The organism is Sorangium sp. So ce128, from assembly GCF_051525245.1.
GTDB lineage: Bacteria > Myxococcota_A > Polyangia > Polyangiales > Polyangiaceae > Sorangium > Sorangium cellulosum_B.
The window spans coordinates 8,490,941-8,509,549 of the sequence record NZ_CP150313.1 but is presented as its reverse complement, the minus strand read 5'-3'; the positions used below and the strand labels follow the sequence as shown (position 1 = coordinate 8,509,549).

Here is an 18,609-nt window from a genome sequence, read left to right as displayed (position 1 = left end):
CGCGGCGCGCTCGGGTTTGCCAGCCTTGCCCTGGTGCTGGCGGTCGCGCCGCTCGCGCTCTCTCAGCCGGGTGGCCAGCCAGCGCCGGCGGCGTCTGCCGTTCCCGCGGCTGCGCCGACCACGCCTGCGCCTGGTGGCGCCACGGCTGCGCCGACCACGCCTGCGCCTGGTGGCGCCACGGCTGCGCCGACCGCGGCTGCGCCTGGCGCCACGGCGCCGGCTGCGCCAGCGGTGCAACCCTTCGCGCCGCCGATGTCGGTCGGGCGCAAGCAGGCGCCGCCGCCTCCTCCTCCGACGCCGGCCCAGCTGGCGGCGCTCGCCGCGCTCGAGAAGGAGGCGGCCGCCTACGAGAAGGCGGCGCGCGACTACCGGAGCGCCATCACCCGCATCGTGCAGCACCACTACGAGGACCGGCGCCGCCGCATCCTCTCGTCGCTCGACCGCGAGATCGAGATCGAGAGGAAGGGGCTCCGCGACGCCCGGGAAGAGGCGATCCGCCGGCTCGAGGTGTTCGTCGAGCGCTACAGCGGCCCCAACGCCCACCCCGAGAACACGCCCGACGCGATGTTCCGCCTGGCCGCGCTCTACGAGGAGCGCGCGCGCACCGACACCGACGCGAGCGAGGATCTCAGCGTCGCGCTGCTCCCGGCCATCGCGCTCTACAAGCGCGTCATCCGGGAGTTCCCCCAGTACCGTGAGCTCGCCGGGATCTACTACTACCTCGGCCATGCGCTGAACGATTCGGTCCGGTTCCCCGAGGCGCAGCAGGTGTGGCGCTCGCTCGTGTGCCACACCAAGTACCCCTATCCGGTCGCGCTCGACCCGAAGGATCCGACGCGCGACACCGTCGGCAAGCTCCCGCAGGACCACGACAACGATTACTGGACCGGCTGGGAGGCGCGCCACCCGACGCCCATCGGGTCCACGCCAGGCGGCCGGGCGCTCCAGGCCACGCGCAAGGGCGCGCGGGGGCGGGCGCCCGTCACCGAGGACGAGACGGCGTACGTCGACCCGTATCCGGACGATTGCCAGCCGATCCCGCAGAAGACGGCGCTCGGCGCGGAGCCCCGCTACATCGCCGAGGTCTGGTGGCAGATCGGCGACTACCACTTCAACGAGATCGACCGCGCCGGCGGCCCGTTCAACTACAACAGGGCGGAGTCGGCGTACCGGCAGTCCATCAAGTACAAGAAGCCCCCTGTCCACGGCGTCGCGATGTACAAGCTCGCCTGGACGTACTTCAAGCAGCAGCGTTACGAGACCTCGGTACGCCAGTTCATCGAGCTGCTCCGCTACACCGACGAACAGGAGAAGCTGACGGGCGATCCTGGCGCGGATTTCCGCGCGGAGGCGTACACCTACATCGCCGGCTCGCTCACGTACCTCGACTTCGTCGGCCCCGGACCGGACGAGCCCTACGTCCCGCGGAACGACGTCCTCGACGTCGAGACCGACCCGCGCATGGCCGAGCAGAAGATGCGGATCGCCATCGAGCGCGTCCAGGATCCCAAGCTGATCCCGCAGGATCAGAAGTGGACGGTCGAGATCTACAAGGCGCTCGCGCTGGAGTTCAAGGAGCTCAATCAGTATCGGAACACGATCGAGGTGAGCGAGATCCTCCTCAAGAAGTGGCCGATGCACCGCGACGCGCCCGTGATCCAGAACCAGATCGCGGACATCTACGACACGCTCACCTCGCAGTCGCGCGAGGGGACGGCCGAGCGGGCGATGAACTCGGCGAAGGCGCTCGAGGCGCGCACCAAGCTCGCCCAGTACGTCGGGACGACCCCGTGGGTCGAGGCGAACAAGGACGATCCCGAGGCGATCCAGACCGCCGAGCGGCTCGTGCGCGGCGGGCTGCGCCGTGCTGCCGCCGATCACACCAACGCCGGAAGCGCGCTCGTGCAGCAGGCGCTGACCGTCGGCGACAAGGAGACGCGCGACCCGATCTTCGAGCGGGCGCTCGGCGAGTACCGCCTCGCCGCGCAGGGCTGGGCCGGCTACCTGGCCCAGGACGAGAACGCCCCGGACGCGTACGAGAGCCGGTACTGGCTCGCCGACGCGCACCACATGGTCGTGGTCATCACGGTGGCGATGGATCGCTCGCCCGCGACGCACGAGATCGAGCAGGCGAGGAGCTCGGCGGTCGGCGTGCGGGACTCCAACGAGGACGACAAGTACCTGCAGCCCGCGGCGTACATGGTCGTCGACACCGCCCACCAGGCGCTCCTGGATCGACACAAGCTCTTCCAGCGAACGAGCGGCGCCGAGGGCATCGAGCCGCGCGAGAAGGTCAAGATCGTCGGCGAGGGCGACCAGCAGCGCGTCGTCGCCGAGCCGCTGCCTCCCCAGGTCCAGGCGGCCGTCACCGCGCGGGACGAGTACATCCAGCGGGTCCCTCCCGCGCTCGACGCCCCGAAGAACATCGACCTCTACGCGTTCCAGGCGGCCGACTACTACTTCCTCTACGGCCAGTTCGCCGAGGCGCGCAAGCGGATGGAGCCCATCTACGAAGCGCAGTGCGGCAAGACGGAGTTCGGCTACAAGGCGTGGGAGCGGCTCACGACGATGTCGAACCTCGAGAACAACGTCGAGCAGAGCCGCAAGCTCGCCGAGGCGGCGCTCACGCGGAGCTGCGCCGTCAGCGAGGAGCAGAAGCTGAAGGAGGGCGACATCGCCCGGCCGACGATCTCTCGCGGCTATTACATCGACGCCGCCCGGGCCTTCGAGAAGGCCGAGAAGATGCCGGACGGCCCGGCGCGCGTCGCCGCCTGGCGCGAGGCCGCGGCGCTCTACAAGGTCGCGCTCGAGAAGGCGCCGGCGCGCGACGAGGCGCCGGAGGCCGCCATGAACGGCGCTTACTGCTACAAGCAGGTGGGCGACTACGACCAGGCCATCGCGATGTACTCCCTGTTCATCAAGGAGTACGGCAGCGAGGAGAACCTGTCGAAGCTCGAGAAGGGCGATCCGGGCGCGAACCCTCCGAAGAACCCCGATCCGAAGCGCTACGGCGACCGGGTGAAGTACCTGAAGCAGGCCTACGACGCGCTCTCCGCCGCGTACGTCCTCTTCTTCAACTACCGCAGCGCGGCCGAGACCTACGACACCATCGCTCGCAACGGCCGGTTCGAGCAGGCGGCGCGCCGGGACGCCGCCAGGAACTCGGTGCTGCTCTACGCGAACATCGGGGAGCGCGACAAGATGACCGCCTCGCGCGCCACCTTCATGAGCCTGAACCCGCCCCCCGAGCAGAAGGCCGACATCGATTTCCTCGTCGCCTCGGCGGACCTGAAGGCCTGGGACGAGCGCGGGGCCGACGAGGGCCCGAACCGCGCCGCCCGGACCAAGGCCACGCAGTCGATGGAGGCCTATTACGCGGCCAACAAGAACAACCCGGCCGCGAGCGGGTATGTCGTCCAGGCGGCGTACCATGCATCCAAGATGCGCGCCGCCGGCGGCGATCCGAAGGCGCGGGATTGGTGCAAGAACACCATGACGGCGTTCACGTCCTTCCGTAACTCGGCGACCGGCGACAAGGTGAAGGCCCTCGGCTCGGTGCAGGCCGACATGGCGGCGGAGTGCGCCTACAAGGCCATCGACGATCGCATCAAGGCCGAGTTCGACTACGACACCGGCCATCACCGCTACGAGGGCGTCATCGACCAGGTGAAGCGGGCCTTCGAGGCGGATATCGCCAAGGCCAACGACAGGTACTGGAAGGAGCTCCAGGAGGTCATCACCGCCTACGAGTCGCGCCCGTGGTCGGTGGCCGCGCGCGCGCGTCAGGGCTCGCTCTACGATTCCTGCCGCACCGGCCTCTACAACGCCCGCCCGCCGGGGCTGAGGCTGTACACGGACAAGGAAGAGAAGCTGCTCAAGCTCGCCGAGACGAGCGATCGCGAAGATCTCCAGGAGACGGCCGACGCGCTCCGGCAGAACCGGCGCGAGCAGTGGCGCGCGGCGCGCGAGCGGCTCCTCAACGATGCCGACAAGGCGATGGTCAAGTTCTACGTCGAGTCCGTCGTCTGGGCGAAGGCGTGGAAGGTCCGGAATCCAGCGGTCGACCTCGCGATCCAGCGGCTCGCGTTCTTCACGGACATCCTCGGCGACGCCAAGCTCCGCGAGTGGAGCCAGGGGGTCATCGATCCCGAGACGAAGCGCCCGTTCGAGTACAAGGATGGCCTCTTCCTCCGGACGCGGCCCGGCATGACTCCGCCGCTCGCGCCCGACGGCCTCCCCCTGCCCCTGCCGGTCGTCCCATGATGCGCCGCCTCCCTGTCACCCTCTTCGCCAGCCTGCTCGCGGTCATGTCGCCGTTCGCCCTCGCGTCCTGCGGCGAGGAGGCGACGCCGCCGCCCAAGGTGCCCACGGTTCCAGCGGGGCCCGCCGCGACCGCGCCCGCCCAGGCGCCGTACGGCATGAACGACATGCCGAGCTCGGCGCGCCCCTACGATCTGCCCGCCCAGACGGCTGCGCCGATGAACGCCCGGGCGGCGGCGTTCTACCAAAGCGGCCTGCAGGCGTTCGCGACCGGCGATCTCGCCAACGCGAGGGCCCAGTTCGGGCAGGCGACGCAGGCCGATCCGCGCGCGCACCAGGCCTTCTATTCGCTCGGCGTGGTGCAGGAGCGGCTCCGCGACGCGGGCGCCGGCGCGAGCTACCGCCAGGCCTTCACGCTCGTGCCGGACTACGAGCCCGCCATCATCGCGTACGCGATGCTCCTCGCCAGGAAGAGCCAGCTCGGCGAGGCCGAGCGGCTCCTGACCGAGAAGCGCGGCCAGATGCCGAAGTCGGCGGCCGTCGCGGCGACGCTCGCGGAGGTCAAGTCGCTCCAGCGGGATACCGGCTCTGCCCAGCGGATCGCGCAGGAGGCGCTGAAGATCAACCCCGACTACCGGCCGGCGATGGTGATCATCGCCCGCGATCACTACAGGAACCGGCGCCTCGATCTCGCGCTGTACGCGCTCCAGGCGATCCTGGACGGGTTCGAGCCGGTCAGCGAGAACCCGCCGCGCGACAGGGACAACGCCGAGGCGCTGCTGCTCCGCGGCCTGATTTACCGGGAGCAGGGGCAGCGCGCCGCGGCGCTCGAGGAGTTCCGCAAGGCGGTGACGCGCCGCCCCGATCTCGTCGAGGCGCGGGTGCAGCTCGCGACCTACCTGCTCGAGGCGGGCAACGCCCAGGAGGCGCTGCCGCTCCTGGAGGGCGCCGTCCGCTTCGATTCCGAGCACGTCGCCGCGCACCTCAACCTCGGGGACGCGTACCGCCTGCTCGAGCGCTACGCCGACGCGAAGCGCGAGTTCGACTGGGTGCTCGCCCGCGACCCGAACCTGGCTCAGGTCCACTACGACCTCGGCCTGCTCTACCTGTTCGCCCCCGCCGTCCCCGGCATGACGCCGAAGCAGCAGGTGGCGGAGGCGATAAAATCGCTGACGAGGTTCCAGGAGCTGCGCAACAAGGGCCAGCGCGACGACTCGGAGGAGCTCCTGAACCGCGCCAAGCTCAAGGAAGGGGAGCTGAACGCGGCTGCTGCCGCGGCTCAGCCCGCGGCTCCTCCTCCTGCCGCCGCGCCGGATGGAGGCGTCGCCGACGCCGCGACCGACACGTGAGGGAGACCATGAGCATGTACAAGGCACTTGCGCTGGGTTCGGTCCTGCTCGCGATCCTCGGCCACGGCGCGCCGGCGAGCGCGCAGGAGAAGGGCAAGCAGCGCGGGGTCATCACGCTCGCGGAGGTGACGATCACGGGCCGCATCCAGAAGCCCATCGCGGCCGTCGACGTCAGCCGGATCCAGCCGAAGCTCACGCTCGCCGAGCTGCGTCAGCCGTTCCTGGACCGCATCGAGCAGGCGATCTTCAAGGAGCCGTTCTAGGCGGCGGGTGTGTCCGCCGTCGCCGTGCTCTTGAGCGCGCTGTCCATCGCGTCGAGCGCCGCCTGCGCCGCGATCTCGTGGAAGCACCCCGCGCAGGTCGCGCGTGCGACCGGCGGCGACCTGATGTCGCTCGCTCGCTCGCTCCGCGCGTTGCCCGGCGAGGCGCGGCTGGCGGAGCTCGCGAGGCGGTCGCCGCCGGAGAGCTGGGAGCGCCGCCTCGCGCTCGAGGTCATGGCCGCCGCTGACCCGCGCGCGAAGATCGTGGCGGCGAACGAGCTCCTCGCCGAGATCGAGCAGCGGCTCGACGCCGGCGCGGGGTGGCCGCGCGCGGCGGCGCGCCTGTCGGCGCTCACGGCGCTGTTCCTCGCCACGCTCTCGTACCTCGCGCAGGCCGGACCCTCGGTCATCGCGCTCGTCCTGGGCGCGGGGGGCGCCGGCGCGATCGCGTCCGCGGCCGCTGGGCGGGCCGGCCGCGCCGCTGCCGCGCGAGGGCGCGAGGCGATCGACGCGCTCGTGCGGGTCGCCCTGGAACCACTCGATAGCGCCGATAACATCGATGGCGTCGGGGGCCCCGGGCGCCCTTCCGGATCGCCTCGACGCTCTCGCCGGGCGCCTCGGTGAGCGCGGCGCGCTCTCCTGGACCGCCCCGAGCTGTCCGTGTACCCTCGCAAATTATGGTGCCCTCCGCTGCGCGGCGCGTCGCTCGCGGATCCGGGCCCGGGGCCTGCCGGGCCCCGGAGCGCGGCTCCGTAAGCCGCGCGCGATCGCGATCGGCGCACGCTTCGTCCCCCCTCTCCCGGAGTCCTTTGGAATGACCCAGCAGCACCCGCACCCCACCCCGTCGCGCCCCGGGCAGCCCGGGCAGATGACCGCGGTCATGCGGGCGGTCGCACCGGTGACCGGCCCGAAGGTGCTCAGGATCGGCCTGGTTCAGGGGGGAAAGGTGATCGAGGAGCGCGTCATCAAGCAGCGCACCCACGTCACCATCGGCCCCAGCGAAAAGAGCATGTTCGTCATCCCGAGCAAGAGCATCCCGCCGAATTTTCGGGTGTTCGAGCTCGTGGGGGGCGAGTACTTCCTCAATTTCCTGGACGGGATGACCGGTCGGGTCGCCTTCAAGGGCGGCGTCTCCGAGCTCTCCGCGCTCAAGTCGTCGGCCAAGCGCGTGGCGGTCGGCAATGTCCAGGCCTACCAGGTCCAGCTCAGCGAGGAGGCGCGCGGCAAGCTCGTCGTGGGGGAGACGACGTTCCTCTTCCAGTTCGTCGCGCCGCCGCCGGTACAGCCCAAGCCGCAGCTGCCCGTCTCGGTGCGGTCGGGGATCGCGAACGACATCGACTGGACGACCACGATCATCGCCGCGTTCTCGTTCCTGTTCCACTTCGGCGCCGTGGGGTCGATCTACTCCGACTGGATGGACCCGGTGGTCGACGATGAGATCGACGTCGCGCAGCTGCTCGAGTCCGTGAAGCAGCTGCCCCCGCCGCCGGTGGAGCAGCCGAAGGAGGACGTCGAGGCGCCGGCCGCGACGGCGGCGCCTGCTGCCGAAGCTCCCAAGGCCGCTGGCGGTGGGAACAAGGGGGCAGCGGCTGCCAGCCCGGGGAAGGGCTCTGGCGGGATGAGCGACGCCCGCGCGTCGGCGCTCACCAACGAGCTCGCGCAGCTCGACATGCAGATGCTGGGCGCGCTCAACTCGAGCGGGAACGCGACCGCCAGCGTCCTGAGCTCGGGCGACGTGCCCACCGGCTTGCTCGAAAACGCGGCCGCCTCGGGGGCCGGCGTCGGCAAGGGCGGTGTGGCGGGATTGAACATGGGCGGCGCCGGGGGTGGCACCGTGCGACCTGGCGCGGCCGGCGGTGGTGGCCTCGCCACGATTGGCAACACCGGGACCAGCGGCCCTGCGACGGCCGGCTCGGCACAGACGGTCAAGGGGCCGGTGGGCAACGCCCAGGTGGGCGGCGCCGCGGTCTCCGGCGGGAGCGTCTCGAACGCGCCCTCCGTCGTGGCCGGGATGACCGCCGGCTTCCGTCGTTGCTACAACAAAGGTCTTCAAGAGGACCCGAGCATGAAGGGGTCGGTCCGGATCACCGCGAAGATCGGCCCCAACGGCGAGGTGCTCTCGGCGACCCCATCCGGCGGCTCCGGCCTGTCCGGCACGGTGGTCTCGTGTGTCGTCGCGCGCGTCCAGAGCGCGCAGTTCGCGCCGCCTGAGGGCGGCGGCGCGACGGTTGTGATTCCTGTCACTTTCGTGAGCCAATAGCCTCCGATGCTTTCCGGGCCCGTGGACAAGACGCAATCCTCTCTCCTCGCTTGCACGTGAATGGCGTGCTGACGTCGCGCATCGAACGGGGAGAGCGCCGTACGGGGGCTCCCGACGGACGCGCGCTGCTGGCTGCTCGGCATGTTCATTGCGTTTTGACAATTACGTCTGCCCGCACCTATACTGCGCGGGTCTGACTTCCGGAGGCTTCGATGAAGCGTGAACAGATCCCTGGCTTCGCCGCAGTGGCGCTGATCTCGGTCGTGATCGGCCACGGGATCGCCGCTGCGCAGGCGCAGACGGCGCCTCCGCCGGACGCCTCCGCCGGCCTCGCGCGGCAGGTGACGCTCTCGCCCGCAGAGCAGCTCGCGCAGAGCGAGACCTACCTCGCCCGGATGGACGGCGCCCGCATGTCGGTTCGTCGCCAGCTGGAGACGGCCCGGTCGCAGCGCGACGTCGTGAAGACGCTCTGTCTTGACGACAAGCTGAATCAGATCGATGTCGCCATCCGCTCCGCCCGCGAGCGGCGGCAGGGCCTGGAGCTCGCCGTGAATCGGCGTGACGTCGATCTCTCCAACCATGAGTTCACGATCCTGACGGTGCTGCGGCAGCGGACCGAGCAGCTGACGGCCGAGGCCAACCAGTGCATCGGACAGGAAGCGGGCTTTATCGGCGACAGCGCCGTGACTGCGACGATCGATCCGAACCTCCCCAAGGACGATCCTTCCGAGTATCCCGTCAGCCAGATCATCATCGAGCCGCCTGCGTGCAGTAGCTGTTTTCGGTAGGCGACCGCCTCTCTCGGATTGCCACTGCCCAATAGGCGATGAAACTTCGTGAAACCATAGCCGCTGCCGCAGTCACACTCACTCTGTCCCCGGCGTTGGCCCTGGCGCAGGATCAGCCGTGGCTCAAGGATCGGCGCTACACCGAGGGCATCGGGATACGCACCGGTGATCTCGAGCTGCATCCCGGAGTCGCTGCGGAGTTCGGCTATGACTCCAACTTCTTCCGCCGGGACGAGAGCGACAATGCTGGCCTCGGTGATGAGGGGCCTGTTGGCTCGTTGCGGCTCCGGATCACGCCGTCGTTTTCGCTCTCGACGCTGAGCCAGCAGCGCCACGAGGTGACGCCCGACGCGCCGCCGCCAGACGTCGAGTTTCGCGCCGGCATCGCCGCGACCTATGAGGAGTTCTTCCCGGTATCCGGCAACGAGGTAGGGCAGGATCGGCTGAGTGATCAGCGGAACATCGGCGGCCTGCTCGACGCCAAGCTGACGATCCTGCCCCGGCGCCCCTGGTCCGGGATCCTCGATGCGTCGCTCGGCCGGACCATCGCCTCTTCGGATCTCGGGATCTCCAACCAGAGCTTTCGCCGCATCCACGCTGACGCGGGCGCGGAGCTCGTGTGGACGCCGGGCGGGGGGCTGCTCGACTGGCGGCTAGGCTATCGCTTTCTGGGCACGTTCTTCGAGGTCGATGAGTTCGACAGCCTGACGAACTTGCACCACACGATCCGGACGCGGGGTCGCTGGCGCTTCTTGCCCCGCACCGCGCTCATCTACGACGCGTCGCTCGGGTTCGTGAATTACCCGAACCAGCCGAGCCCGCCTGCCCAGCTCTCCTCTCATCCCCTGCGCGCGCAGCTCGGCATCAACGGCCTCGTGACGTCGTCGTTCGGTCTCCTCGCGATGGCCGGCTGGGGCGCGAGCTTCTACGCGTCAGACAGCCAGGCCGAGGTGCACGATTTCGACAGCGTCATCGGCCAGCTCGAGCTGAAGTGGTACCTGACGCCGAACCCGTCGGCCGATCCCGAGGCGGCGACGCTCGCGCTGTCGTCGCTGTCGGCCGGATTCACGCGCGATTTCCACGACAGCTATGTCGCGAGCTACTACGAGCGCAATCGCGGGTACCTCAAGCTGACCTACTTCTTCGGTGGGCGCTTTCTCGTGATCGCAGATGGCGGCGTGGCAGCAAACGTGTATCCCGAAATCCCGGAAAGGAACGGCAGCGTCACCCTGCCGCACGACCCCTGGACAGATGTCCGCATCGATGCCTCGCTGTTCGGCGAGTACCGGATCGGGGACTCGCTGGGCATCAACTCGACGCTGCGTTACGGCAACAACATCAGCAGTACCGCGCTGACGACTCCCGACCAGTCAAACGTCAATCCCCCCGACAACCACCTCGGATGGCAGCAGTTCGAGGCGTACCTGGGCGTGCGCTGGTTCATGTGATGCGGCGTTCTGGCCGGTGGACCGCCGCCGTGCTCGCGCTGGCGCTCGCTGCGTGCTCGTCGCGAACGCCCCAGCCAGCGAACCTGCCTGCGCCGGTGGAGGCGACGACCATCGGGGTCGGCGACGTGTTCGAGCTCCGCATCGTCGGAGAAGACAAGCTGCCCTCGACGTTCACCGTCGCGCCGGACGGCACCGTGGACGTCCCGTACGTGAAGCGGCTCAAGGTGTCGGGCCTCGAGCCTCAGGAAGTCGCGGAGCTCGTGCGCGCGAAGCTCATGGAAGGGCAGGTCCTCACCGATCCCAGCGTGAGCGTGAGCATCAAGGAGTACAACTCGAAGCGGGTCGAGGTGCTCGGCGAGGTGCAGAAGCCTGGGTCCTTGCCGCTCCAGCCCGGCATGACGCTGCTCCGCGCCATCTCGATGGCGGGAGGGTTCAACAGCATCGCGGACAAGGATCGGGTCACGATCCGCAGGAAGTCTCAGGGCAAGACGGTGTTCACCACCGTCTCGGTCGAGGACATCATCGACAACAAGATCCCCGATGTGCCGCTTCAGGCAGGGGACTCGATCCACATCGCCCAGCGCGTCTTCTGAGCGCGCAGGCGCCGTCCGCCACCTCTCGACCGAGGTGGCGCGGTCGCTCTCAGTTCTTCCGCGCGAGGCGGAACTGCTTCCTGCCTGTCGCCGCGTCGACGGTGGGAGGCTCGATGCGGAGCATCGTCAGCGAGACCTCGCGCACGCGGCCGTCGCGCTCCTGGCGGAGGCGGATCCGCTCGCCATCCGAGCTGATCACGGTGCAGTCGCCGAAGTGAAAGTGGGTCACGCTGTCGCCCACTTCCGGATAGAGCTCGTCCTCCTGGCGAGGACGGGTCGGGCGCTGCGGTAGCGGCGCGGCGGCGAGCTCCGCGGAGCCCGTTGAGGCCGCGCGCGACGGCTCGATGGCGGGCGCCGGAGGCGCCGCGCGCGGCGCCTCGATGGCGGGCGCCGGAGGCGCCGCGCGCGGCGGCTCGATGGCGGGCGCCGGAGGCGCCGCGCGCGGCGGCTCGATGGCGAGCGCCGGGGGCGTCGCGCGCGGCAGCTCCGCGGCGTGCAACGGAGGCGCCAGGCGGGGCGGTTCGCCCGCGAGCGCGGGGATGGCGGACGACTGGGGCGCGAGCTGCATCGTGCCCGTTCGATCGTCGAACACCCGCGCCAGGGGCAGATCGTCGAACGCCGTGACGCGGAGCTCGAGCCCGTAGACGCGCGCCCACACGAGCTCGCCGGCGGCGAGCTGGAGGCCGACGCCCGACTCGCGGGCGAGCGTGGCCGACAGCCGAAGCGAGGTCTCTCCCTGCTGGAGCGCGATGTTCCCCGAGAGCGCCACCACGTCGCACGGGCCGTCGAGGACGCGCGTCTTCGCGTAGGTGCGGGAAGCTTGATCGAACAGCGCCACTTCGGCCTTCTCCAGCGAACCTACCCCCTCGATCCAGCCGGCGCGCGCCTCGGCCTCATCAAGCGCGCGCACCAGCGCTGCAGGGAGCTCCTCGCCCCGGTCGAGGCGGATGATCAAATGGCGGGCACGGCGTGCCTCGAGGACATTCATCGCTGTTTCTTCTCTCCGGTCGTCGAGGGGGCTGCGCCCGGAGCACCCGGGGCTCCTTCAGAGCGCCGAGCGCGGGTCGCCGTCACCTCGATCTGGGGCGCGCCAGGCGCGCGCTTGGCTGATGGGTCGCCAGCGGCGGCCGTGATCCGGTCCGCCGGCAAGCCCGCGGTTGCAAGGAACTCCTTGACGGCGCTCGCGCGCGCGCCCGCGAGCTCGAGGGCGCGCGCGGACTGATCGCCCTGACGATCGGCGTAGGCCTCCACGATGACGATGTCGAGGGGCATGCGCCCGCGCATGAGCTGGGCGATCATGCCGAGCTGCGCCGCGAGGGCCGGCGGCACGCGGGCGCTCGCCGCCGGGAAGCGGGCCAGGCCGTCGAGGACGACCTGATCGCCGGACCACCGCGGCAAGGACCTGCCGGCCGGCTCAGGGCAGCCGTCGGCGTCGTTCGTGCCGTCGATCGTCTCGGCGGTGACGGGGCATGCGTCGGCCGCGTCGGCCACGCCGTCCTCGTCGTTGTCGCGCTCGGGGCAGCCGTCGTCGTCCTGGAAGCCGTCGCGATCCTCGGCGTTGCCCGGGCACTGATCGCTGGCGTCAGGGACCTGGTCGATGTCGTTGTCGGGATCGGGGCATCCGTCGTCGTCCTTGAAGCCGTCCACGTCTTCCGCGCCCATGGGGCACGTGTCGCGCGCATCCAGGATCCCGTCGCCATCGTTGTCGGGATCGGGGCATCCGTCGCTGTCCTGGAAGCCGTCGCGGTCCTCGGCGTCGTTCCGGCAGGCGTCGGCGTCGTCCGGGACGCCGTCGCTGTCGTCGTCCGCATCCGGGCAGCCGTCGCCGTCCTGGAAGCCGTCGATCGTCTCGGGCTCGTCCCGGCACCTGTCGCGACCGTCGGGGATCCGATCGCCGTCGTTGTCGGGATCGGGGCATCCGTCGCCGTCCCGGAAGCCGTCGCGATCCTCCGCGACGGGCGGGCACTCGTCGTCGCGATCGAGGACGCCGTCGGCGTCTGCATCGCGCCCCGTCGGCGCATAGCGGAGCCCCAGGTTGAACCGGACGCGCGGCGCGGTGAGCGCGCCGCCGGAGGCGAACGGGATGGCGCCGCCGCCGCCCGCGGACAGCGAGACGTCGCCTGCGAGCAGCGGGGCGCTCGTGGCCGAGAGGATCCACTCCGCCGGCACCAGCGCCGGGGCTCCGGCGGGCTGCTCGGCGAGCGTGTAGAGGGCGAACGCCTCCGCGGACGCCGTGAGCCAGCGGTCCGGGAGCACGTCGACCGAGGCGCCGAGGGCGCCGAGGAGCTGTGGGCCGACCTCGGTATCGATCAGCGTGCTCGAGCCACGGAGCCGGGCCCCGACCTCGGTCGCGAGAAGGAGCTTGCCGAGCCGGTACGCTGCGGCGACGCTCGGCGCGAGCGTCACGGTCCCGGCGCTGGCGAACACCGACCCGTCGCCGGTAGGCACGCCCAGATCGAGGCGCGCTGCCAGCGAGAAGCCATCGAGCGGACCACGCTGGGCCGGCGGCAAGATCGCGAACGCGGCGCCCAGGCGAGCGTCGCGCATCACGCTGCGCTGGAGCTCCGTGTCGGTGCCGAGGACGTCGGAGAAGCCTGCCCCGTCCTGGTACAGGGTGACGGGAGCGGCGACCGTGACCTCCAGGCGATCGGTGAGCCCGAACGACGCCAGGAAGGTCGCGTCGACCATGTTGTCCAGCGCATGGATGACCGTCCCCTCGGGGTCGGGCGAGGCGGTGCGCAGGCCCACTGGCCGCGACAGGTAGCTCGCCACGAGGCCGAACGAGGCCTTCGCGCTCGGAGCCGTCCCTGTGCTCCCCACGGCGAAGAAAGGGCCGCCGCCTGCGTGCGGCCAGAGGTTGTCGGCATCGATACAGCCCGACAGCCCGCTGGCCGGCGCGCACTCGTCCGCGCGCACCGGCGCCGGAAGGAGGGTCGCCATGAAGACCCCGGACGCCACCAGCAGCGGGAGGCTCGATCGTGCAGGCTCCCTCCGGTTGGCGCGCATCGCGCCCGACCCTCTACTACTGCCGGGGGGAGAGTCAAAAGAGCAATCGACGCGTCGCGATCCGCTGGCGTCCGAGGCTCGGGTTTGCGTCGGATTGCGTCGGATTGCGTCGTGCTCCGCGGTCGCGCTGGCGCCGTGCTAGGACCACGCCCGGCCGGGGCCGGCGCCGCCGGCGTCCGCACGACCATGATCGACGACTCACACCCGCTCCTGCTCGGCTCCGGCTCGCCGCGCCGGCGAGAGATCCTGACCACGCTCGGCCTGCCTCTCCGCGTCGCGGCAGCCGAGGTCGACGAGGCGGGGCGCGCCGGCGAGGACGCCGCTGCCTACCTGGAGCGCGTCACCCTGGCGAAGCTCGCGGCCGCCCGGCGCCTGCGCCAGGCGGCCGGGGCGGGCGCGATCCTCGTCGCCGACACGTCGGTCATCCTCGGCGATTCCATCCTCGGCAAGCCGCGGGACGAGGTCGACGCGCGCGCCATGCTCCGCGCCCTCTCGGGCCGCGAGCACCATGTCTGGACGAGGTTCGCGATCGCCGGCGGCGATCGGGCCAACGTCGCGACGGCATCCGCCCCGGGCCTCGCCGAGGCGCTCCACGCCGAGACGGTCGTGACGCGGGTGCGCTTCCGCGAGCTCGACGACGGCGAGGTGGCGTCGTACGCGGCGACCGGCGAGGGGCTCGACAAGGCCGGCGCCTACGCGATTCAGGGCATCGGCGCGTTCGCCGTCGCGCGCATCGACGGCTCCTATTCGAACGTCGTCGGTCTGCCCGCGTGCGAGGTCGTCGCTGCGCTGCGGGCCACCGGCTTGCTCGCGCGCTTCCCGCTGTCGCTCGCGCGCTCATCATGAGCGACGGCGCCTCGGTCGTCGCGCGTCGGCGCGACGCGGGCGCGATCTTCGCGCTCGCCCTCGCCGCGCGGCTCGCCATGGTCGTCTGGGCGGCCGGGCGCTTCCCGCCTACCGCCGACGGGACGTACTACCAGCGCATCGCCGAGCGGATCGCGGCGGGGCTCGGCTACACGTGGCTATGGCCGGACGGCGTCGTCACGTACGCCGCGCACTACCCGGTGGGCTATCCGGGCGCGGTCGGCGCGCTGTACGCGCTGCTCGGCGCGCACCCCGCGGTCGCGATGCTGCTGAACGCCGTGCTCGGCGCGCTCGCGGCGCTCGCCGTCCATCGCCTGGCGGCCCGCGCCGCGCCGCGCTCGCGCGCCGTGCCGGCGCTCTCCGGTGGGCTCGTCGCCCTCCACCCCGGGCTCGTGGCGTATACCCCGGCGCTCATGACCGAGGGCGTCACCGGTTCGCTCGTCGCCTGCGCGGCGTGGGCGTCTGCGAGGGCGCGCGAGCGCCGCCCCGCGCTGGCCCCGTTCGCCGTCATCGGGCTGCTCATCGGCGCCGCCACCCTCGTCCGCCCGCAGGCGCTCCTGCTCGCGCCCCTGTTCGCCGGCCTCGCCCTCTCGGGCTCTCCGCCTGCAGGCGGTCCCCGGCTCCTCCCCCCGTTTGCCGCGCGCGCGGCGCCCGTCCTGCTGGCCGTCATCGCGGCGCTCCTCGTGTGCGCGCCCTGGACCGCGCGCAACTGCCTGCGGATGAACCAGTGCGCCCTGGTGAGCGTGAACGGCGGATGGAATCTCCTCATCGGAGCGGATCCGGCGTCCACCGGCGCCTGGGCGCCGGTCCAGGTCCCCGACGCGTGCCGCGAGGTCTTCGACGAAGCCGGCAAGGACGCCTGCTTCGGCCGTGAGGCGCGCCGGTACATCGCGGAGCACCCGGGCGAATGGCTCGGGCTCGTGCCCAGGAAGCTCGCGGCGACGTTCGACTACTGCGGCGCGGCCGGGTGGTACCTCCACGCCTCGAACCCGTCGGCGTTCAGCGAGGCCGACAAGGTCGCGCTCGGCGCCGTCGAGACCGTCTTCGAGCGCGTCGTCCTCCTCGCCGCGCTCGTGTGGGCGGCGCGCAGGCCCGCGCAGGCGCCCGGCGCAGCTCGCCGTCCCTCGCTCGCGCAGCGCGCGCTCGACATCGCTCGGCTCGCGCTGTTCGCGCTGGGGGTCGTAGCCGCGCTGCACGTCCATGCATGGGTTGGCTACCTCGCGCTCCTCGGCCTCGCGCTGCTCAAGGGCCGCGCGCTCCTCCGGGCGCCGGTGCTCGTGGGCGCCGCGCTCGCCGTCCTCGCTGCGACCGCGGCGACGCACGCCGTGTTCTTCGGTGCCGGGCGTTACGCGCTGGTCGCGTTCCCGCTCCTCTCGGGGCTCGCCGCCCTCGCCGCGGCGCGCCAGGAGGCGGATCGGCCTGCCGCTGGCGCGCCCCGCGCGACCACCCACATGCGCGCCGCGCCCCTCGCGCCGCCGCGCGGGTGGGGGGGCGGGTCGTCGGACGACGAGCTACTTTGACAGCGCCGCCTGGGCTGCTGCATCCTAGGCCCCCGTCGGTTCGGGAGCGCGTGCCCCCGGCTGGCGAACCTGGAGGAGAGACGGATGCCCTTGATTGAAACGGAAGAGGCGGCGCGCCGCCTCGCGCGCGCCATCGCGAGCGATCTCTCGCTCTACAACGAGGAGAAGATCGTGCAGGGCATCCAGCAGGATGACCTTTTCACGGTCTTGTCCGAAGAGATCGAGGAAGGGCGCGCCCTCTACAAGAGCCGCGTCTCGCCGGACCTCTACCAGAAGAACTTCTACGACCGCGCCCTCGTCGACATCCTCATCAAGTCCAAGGGCCACATCAAATCGAAGATCTGGTAGCGAGCGCCCGCAGCTGGTCGAGCGCCTTGCGCATGTCCGCTGGCAGCGCGCTCTCCCAGCGGACGGGCTTTTGCGTGGCGGGGTGGATGAACCCGAGCACGCGCGCGTGGAGGGCTTGCCGGCCCAGCTCCTCCGCGATCGCCCGCACGGCCGGCTTCTTCGGCGGCTTGCCGTAGAGGGGGTCTCCGAGGACGGGTGTCCTGCCGCGCTCGGCGAGGTGCACCCGGATCTGGTGGGTGCGGCCCGTCTCCAGCGAGCACGCGACGACGGTCGCCGCGTCGCCGAGCCTCTCGAGCACGCGGACGTGCGTCACGGCGCGGCGCGGCGCGGCGACGCGTGAACCGGGCGCGCCGGCTCCGGAGCCGGGTGCGCCGGCGCCGCCGCGGATCCACGACGTGAACCGGAGCCTGTCGGTCGGGTGCCGGCCGTGGAGCGTGTCGTAGGTGGCGTCTCGCGCCTCGCCGGCGACGATCGCGGCGTACTCGCGCTCGATCGCGTGCCTGGCGAACCGCTCTTTCAGCGCCTCGCGGGTGGGCTCGTCCTTCGCCACGACGAGCAGGCCGCTCGTCCCTCGGTCGAGCCTGTGCACGATCCCCGGGCGGACATGGCCCATGGGATCGCGCGGATCGGCGGGCGCCAGGGCGAACCCGGGCAGCGCGAGCAGCCCGTTGACCAGCGTGCCGGACGCGTGGCCGCGGGCCGGATGCACGACGAGCCCCGCAGGTTTGTCGATGACGAGCAGGTGCTCATCCTCGTACACCACCGGGATGATCACGTCGGGCTCGGCCGCGGTGGGCGAGGGCGACGGCTCTTCGGGGCGGACCTCGACCAGCGCGCTTGCGCGCACCGCCACCGACGCGCGCGCGGGCTCCCCGTCGACGAGGACGCGACCGGCGGCGATCCACCGCTGCACCGCCGCGCGAGAGGCCGCATGGCCGGCGCGGTCGAGCAGGTGGACGACGAGCTTGTCGAGCCGGTCACGAGGGTCGCCGTCGTCCACCCGGAACCGGAAGTGGAGCGCTCCTGCACCGGCAGCCATCGCGTTCGTCACGGACGTCGTTCACGGCCGAGCGGCGCCAGGGTGAGGGCGTCGCGGCCGCGCGATCAATACTCCGTGTCGCCCTCGTCGTCCTCTTCGGCGGTCCCGAGCTCGGGGTTGAGCGCCACGTGGGACTCGAGGTCCTCGAGCCTCTGCGACTCGCGCAGCTTGATGAGGCCGCACTGCTCGGCGAGGTACAGGTCGAACGCGGTGTAGCGCGGGAAGACCCGGACGTTCGTGTCCTCGTTGTCGAGGCCGAGGATGACGAGCTCGCCGTCCCGCCTGGCCTCCCCGAGGTAGAGCGCGTTCCATGGCTGACCGGGGAGGTTGGGCAGCCTCACGACCTTGGCCCGGAGTCGCGATTCGGTCCAGCCGAGGTCGGTCTTCGCCTCGGCCAGCTTGCGGACCGAGGTGAGCTTCGGTCGAGGCGCCGACGGGTCCTGGCCGAAGCGATGCCGCCCCTTGAACCGCGGGCCCAGACTATCGAGCGTGAAATCGAACTCGAGGAACGCCCGCAGCGTGGGCGGCAGCTCGACCATCAGCCTCGACTCGAGCGCATCGAGAGCGGCCTGGCTCGCTCCCACGGCGGTATGGCTGGAAGGGCGCTTCTTCAGTTGCGCGATCACGCGATGCACAAGCTCAACGCCACGTTCGATCGGTGCCATGTATCCACGGGCCGCGGTTGCGCGGCGTTCTTCAGGACCCAAAGGGCCTCACTGGGGCCGCGTCTCTGGGCCCCGGATGTTGCAGGCTCGTCGCGCGCTCGGTCGGCTCTCTACATCGGCCGACCGGGTGCGCATCCCTCTATGGTGCCTACCGGTCCGGTCCGCTCGGTGTCAACCTGCGATCGCACTGCGGTTGATCATTCCTCCTC

At 71.1% G+C, this 18,609-nt stretch carries 15 protein-coding genes; 11 read left to right on the top strand and 4 right to left on the bottom strand.

What is annotated here, in order from left to right; genetic code table 11:
- Positions 1-252: 252 nt before the first annotated feature.
- The 8 genes from WME82_RS32275 to WME82_RS32240 all read left to right on the top strand — a co-directional run bounded on the left by WME82_RS32275 (position 253) and on the right by WME82_RS32240 (position 10,958).
- Positions 253-4,263 (top strand): tetratricopeptide repeat protein, encoded by a 4,011-nt coding sequence (locus tag WME82_RS32275; RefSeq protein ID WP_438038435.1) that lies wholly within the window; start codon positions 253-255, stop codon positions 4,261-4,263.
- Positions 4,260-5,609 (top strand): tetratricopeptide repeat protein, encoded by a 1,350-nt coding sequence (locus WME82_RS32270; RefSeq protein ID WP_438038434.1) that lies wholly within the window; start codon positions 4,260-4,262, stop codon positions 5,607-5,609. Before WME82_RS32275 ends, WME82_RS32270 begins: the two co-directional genes overlap by 4 nt.
- Positions 5,610-5,623: 14 nt before the next feature.
- Positions 5,624-5,872: a hypothetical protein gene (locus WME82_RS32265; RefSeq protein WP_012238571.1), complete on the top strand. Its 249-nt coding sequence runs from the start codon at positions 5,624-5,626 to the stop codon at positions 5,870-5,872.
- A 9-nt stretch (positions 5,873-5,881) separates the two neighbouring features.
- Positions 5,882-6,493: a hypothetical protein gene (locus WME82_RS32260; protein WP_438038433.1), complete on the top strand. Its 612-nt coding sequence runs from the start codon at positions 5,882-5,884 to the stop codon at positions 6,491-6,493.
- Positions 6,494-6,683: 190 nt separating this feature from the next.
- On the top strand, positions 6,684-8,129 hold the full coding sequence (locus WME82_RS32255) for an AgmX/PglI C-terminal domain-containing protein (RefSeq protein ID WP_438038432.1): 1,446 nt from the start codon (positions 6,684-6,686) through the stop codon (positions 8,127-8,129).
- A 212-nt stretch (positions 8,130-8,341) separates the two neighbouring features.
- The gene (locus WME82_RS32250; RefSeq protein ID WP_438038431.1) at positions 8,342-8,917 is read left to right on the top strand and encodes a hypothetical protein; all 576 of its coding nucleotides are present in this window, start codon (positions 8,342-8,344) and stop codon (positions 8,915-8,917) included.
- Between the two features lie 38 nt (positions 8,918-8,955).
- Positions 8,956-10,365: a hypothetical protein gene (locus WME82_RS32245; protein WP_438038430.1), complete on the top strand. Its 1,410-nt coding sequence runs from the start codon at positions 8,956-8,958 to the stop codon at positions 10,363-10,365.
- Positions 10,365-10,958 (top strand): polysaccharide biosynthesis/export family protein, encoded by a 594-nt coding sequence (locus WME82_RS32240; protein ID WP_438038429.1) that lies wholly within the window; start codon positions 10,365-10,367, stop codon positions 10,956-10,958. The genes WME82_RS32245 and WME82_RS32240 overlap by 1 nt, the downstream gene beginning before the upstream one ends.
- A 49-nt stretch (positions 10,959-11,007) precedes the next feature.
- Here WME82_RS32240 and WME82_RS32235 read toward each other — a convergent pair whose 3' ends face one another.
- Together WME82_RS32235 and WME82_RS32230 are read right to left on the bottom strand one after the other, a co-directional pair.
- Positions 11,008-11,946: a PPC domain-containing DNA-binding protein gene (locus WME82_RS32235; RefSeq protein ID WP_438038428.1), complete on the bottom strand. Its 939-nt coding sequence runs from the start codon at positions 11,944-11,946 to the stop codon at positions 11,008-11,010.
- Complete coding sequence (locus WME82_RS32230; RefSeq protein WP_438038427.1) at positions 11,943-13,964, bottom strand: OmpA family protein; 2,022 nt, start codon at positions 13,962-13,964, stop codon at positions 11,943-11,945. The genes WME82_RS32235 and WME82_RS32230 overlap by 4 nt, the downstream gene beginning before the upstream one ends.
- 186 nt (positions 13,965-14,150) lie before the next feature.
- Between WME82_RS32230 and WME82_RS32225 the strand changes: the two genes are divergently transcribed.
- The 3 genes from WME82_RS32225 (at position 14,151) to WME82_RS32215 (ending at position 16,696) form a co-directional block, all read left to right on the top strand.
- Positions 14,151-14,810: a Maf family protein gene (locus WME82_RS32225; protein WP_438038426.1), complete on the top strand. Its 660-nt coding sequence runs from the start codon at positions 14,151-14,153 to the stop codon at positions 14,808-14,810.
- Complete coding sequence (locus WME82_RS32220; RefSeq protein ID WP_438038425.1) at positions 14,807-16,348, top strand: hypothetical protein; 1,542 nt, start codon at positions 14,807-14,809, stop codon at positions 16,346-16,348. The genes WME82_RS32225 and WME82_RS32220 overlap by 4 nt, the downstream gene beginning before the upstream one ends.
- 84 nt (positions 16,349-16,432) lie before the next feature.
- Positions 16,433-16,696 carry a hypothetical protein gene (locus tag WME82_RS32215; RefSeq protein ID WP_012238561.1) on the top strand — a complete coding sequence of 88 codons (264 nt, stop codon included), beginning with the start codon at positions 16,433-16,435 and terminating at the stop codon, positions 16,694-16,696.
- Here WME82_RS32215 and WME82_RS32210 read toward each other — a convergent pair.
- Positions 16,677-17,735 carry an RluA family pseudouridine synthase gene (locus WME82_RS32210; protein WP_438038424.1) on the bottom strand — a complete coding sequence of 353 codons (1,059 nt, stop codon included), beginning with the start codon at positions 17,733-17,735 and terminating at the stop codon, positions 16,677-16,679. The genes WME82_RS32215 and WME82_RS32210 overlap by 20 nt on opposite strands.
- A gap of 65 nt (positions 17,736-17,800) precedes the next feature.
- Complete coding sequence (locus tag WME82_RS32205; protein ID WP_438038423.1) at positions 17,801-18,361, bottom strand: SMI1/KNR4 family protein; 561 nt, start codon at positions 18,359-18,361, stop codon at positions 17,801-17,803.
- Between the last annotated feature and the right edge of the window lie 248 nt (positions 18,362-18,609).

Bases quoted from the DNA above. Each gene is read 5' to 3' on its own strand.
- WME82_RS32245 (WP_438038430.1), top strand. From the start codon at position 8,956: ATGAAACTTCGTGAAACCATAGCCGCTGCCGCAGTCACACTCACTCTG.
- WME82_RS32220 (WP_438038425.1), top strand. From the start codon at position 14,807: ATGAGCGACGGCGCCTCGGTCGTCGCGCGTCGGCGCGACGCGGGCGCG.
- WME82_RS32265 (WP_012238571.1), top strand. From the start codon at position 5,624: ATGTACAAGGCACTTGCGCTGGGTTCGGTCCTGCTCGCGATCCTCGGC.
- WME82_RS32210 (WP_438038424.1), bottom strand. From the start codon at position 17,735: ATGGCTGCCGGTGCAGGAGCGCTCCACTTCCGGTTCCGGGTGGACGAC.
- WME82_RS32270 (WP_438038434.1), top strand. From the start codon at position 4,260: ATGATGCGCCGCCTCCCTGTCACCCTCTTCGCCAGCCTGCTCGCGGTC.
- WME82_RS32235 (WP_438038428.1), bottom strand. From the start codon at position 11,946: ATGAATGTCCTCGAGGCACGCCGTGCCCGCCATTTGATCATCCGCCTC.
- WME82_RS32225 (WP_438038426.1), top strand. From the start codon at position 14,151: ATGATCGACGACTCACACCCGCTCCTGCTCGGCTCCGGCTCGCCGCGC.
- WME82_RS32240 (WP_438038429.1), top strand. From the start codon at position 10,365: ATGCGGCGTTCTGGCCGGTGGACCGCCGCCGTGCTCGCGCTGGCGCTC.
- WME82_RS32250 (WP_438038431.1), top strand. From the start codon at position 8,342: ATGAAGCGTGAACAGATCCCTGGCTTCGCCGCAGTGGCGCTGATCTCG.
- WME82_RS32255 (WP_438038432.1), top strand. From the start codon at position 6,684: ATGACCCAGCAGCACCCGCACCCCACCCCGTCGCGCCCCGGGCAGCCC.
- WME82_RS32275 (WP_438038435.1), top strand. From the start codon at position 253: ATGTCGGTCGGGCGCAAGCAGGCGCCGCCGCCTCCTCCTCCGACGCCG.
- WME82_RS32230 (WP_438038427.1), bottom strand. From the start codon at position 13,964: ATGCGCGCCAACCGGAGGGAGCCTGCACGATCGAGCCTCCCGCTGCTG.
- WME82_RS32215 (WP_012238561.1), top strand. From the start codon at position 16,433: ATGCCCTTGATTGAAACGGAAGAGGCGGCGCGCCGCCTCGCGCGCGCC.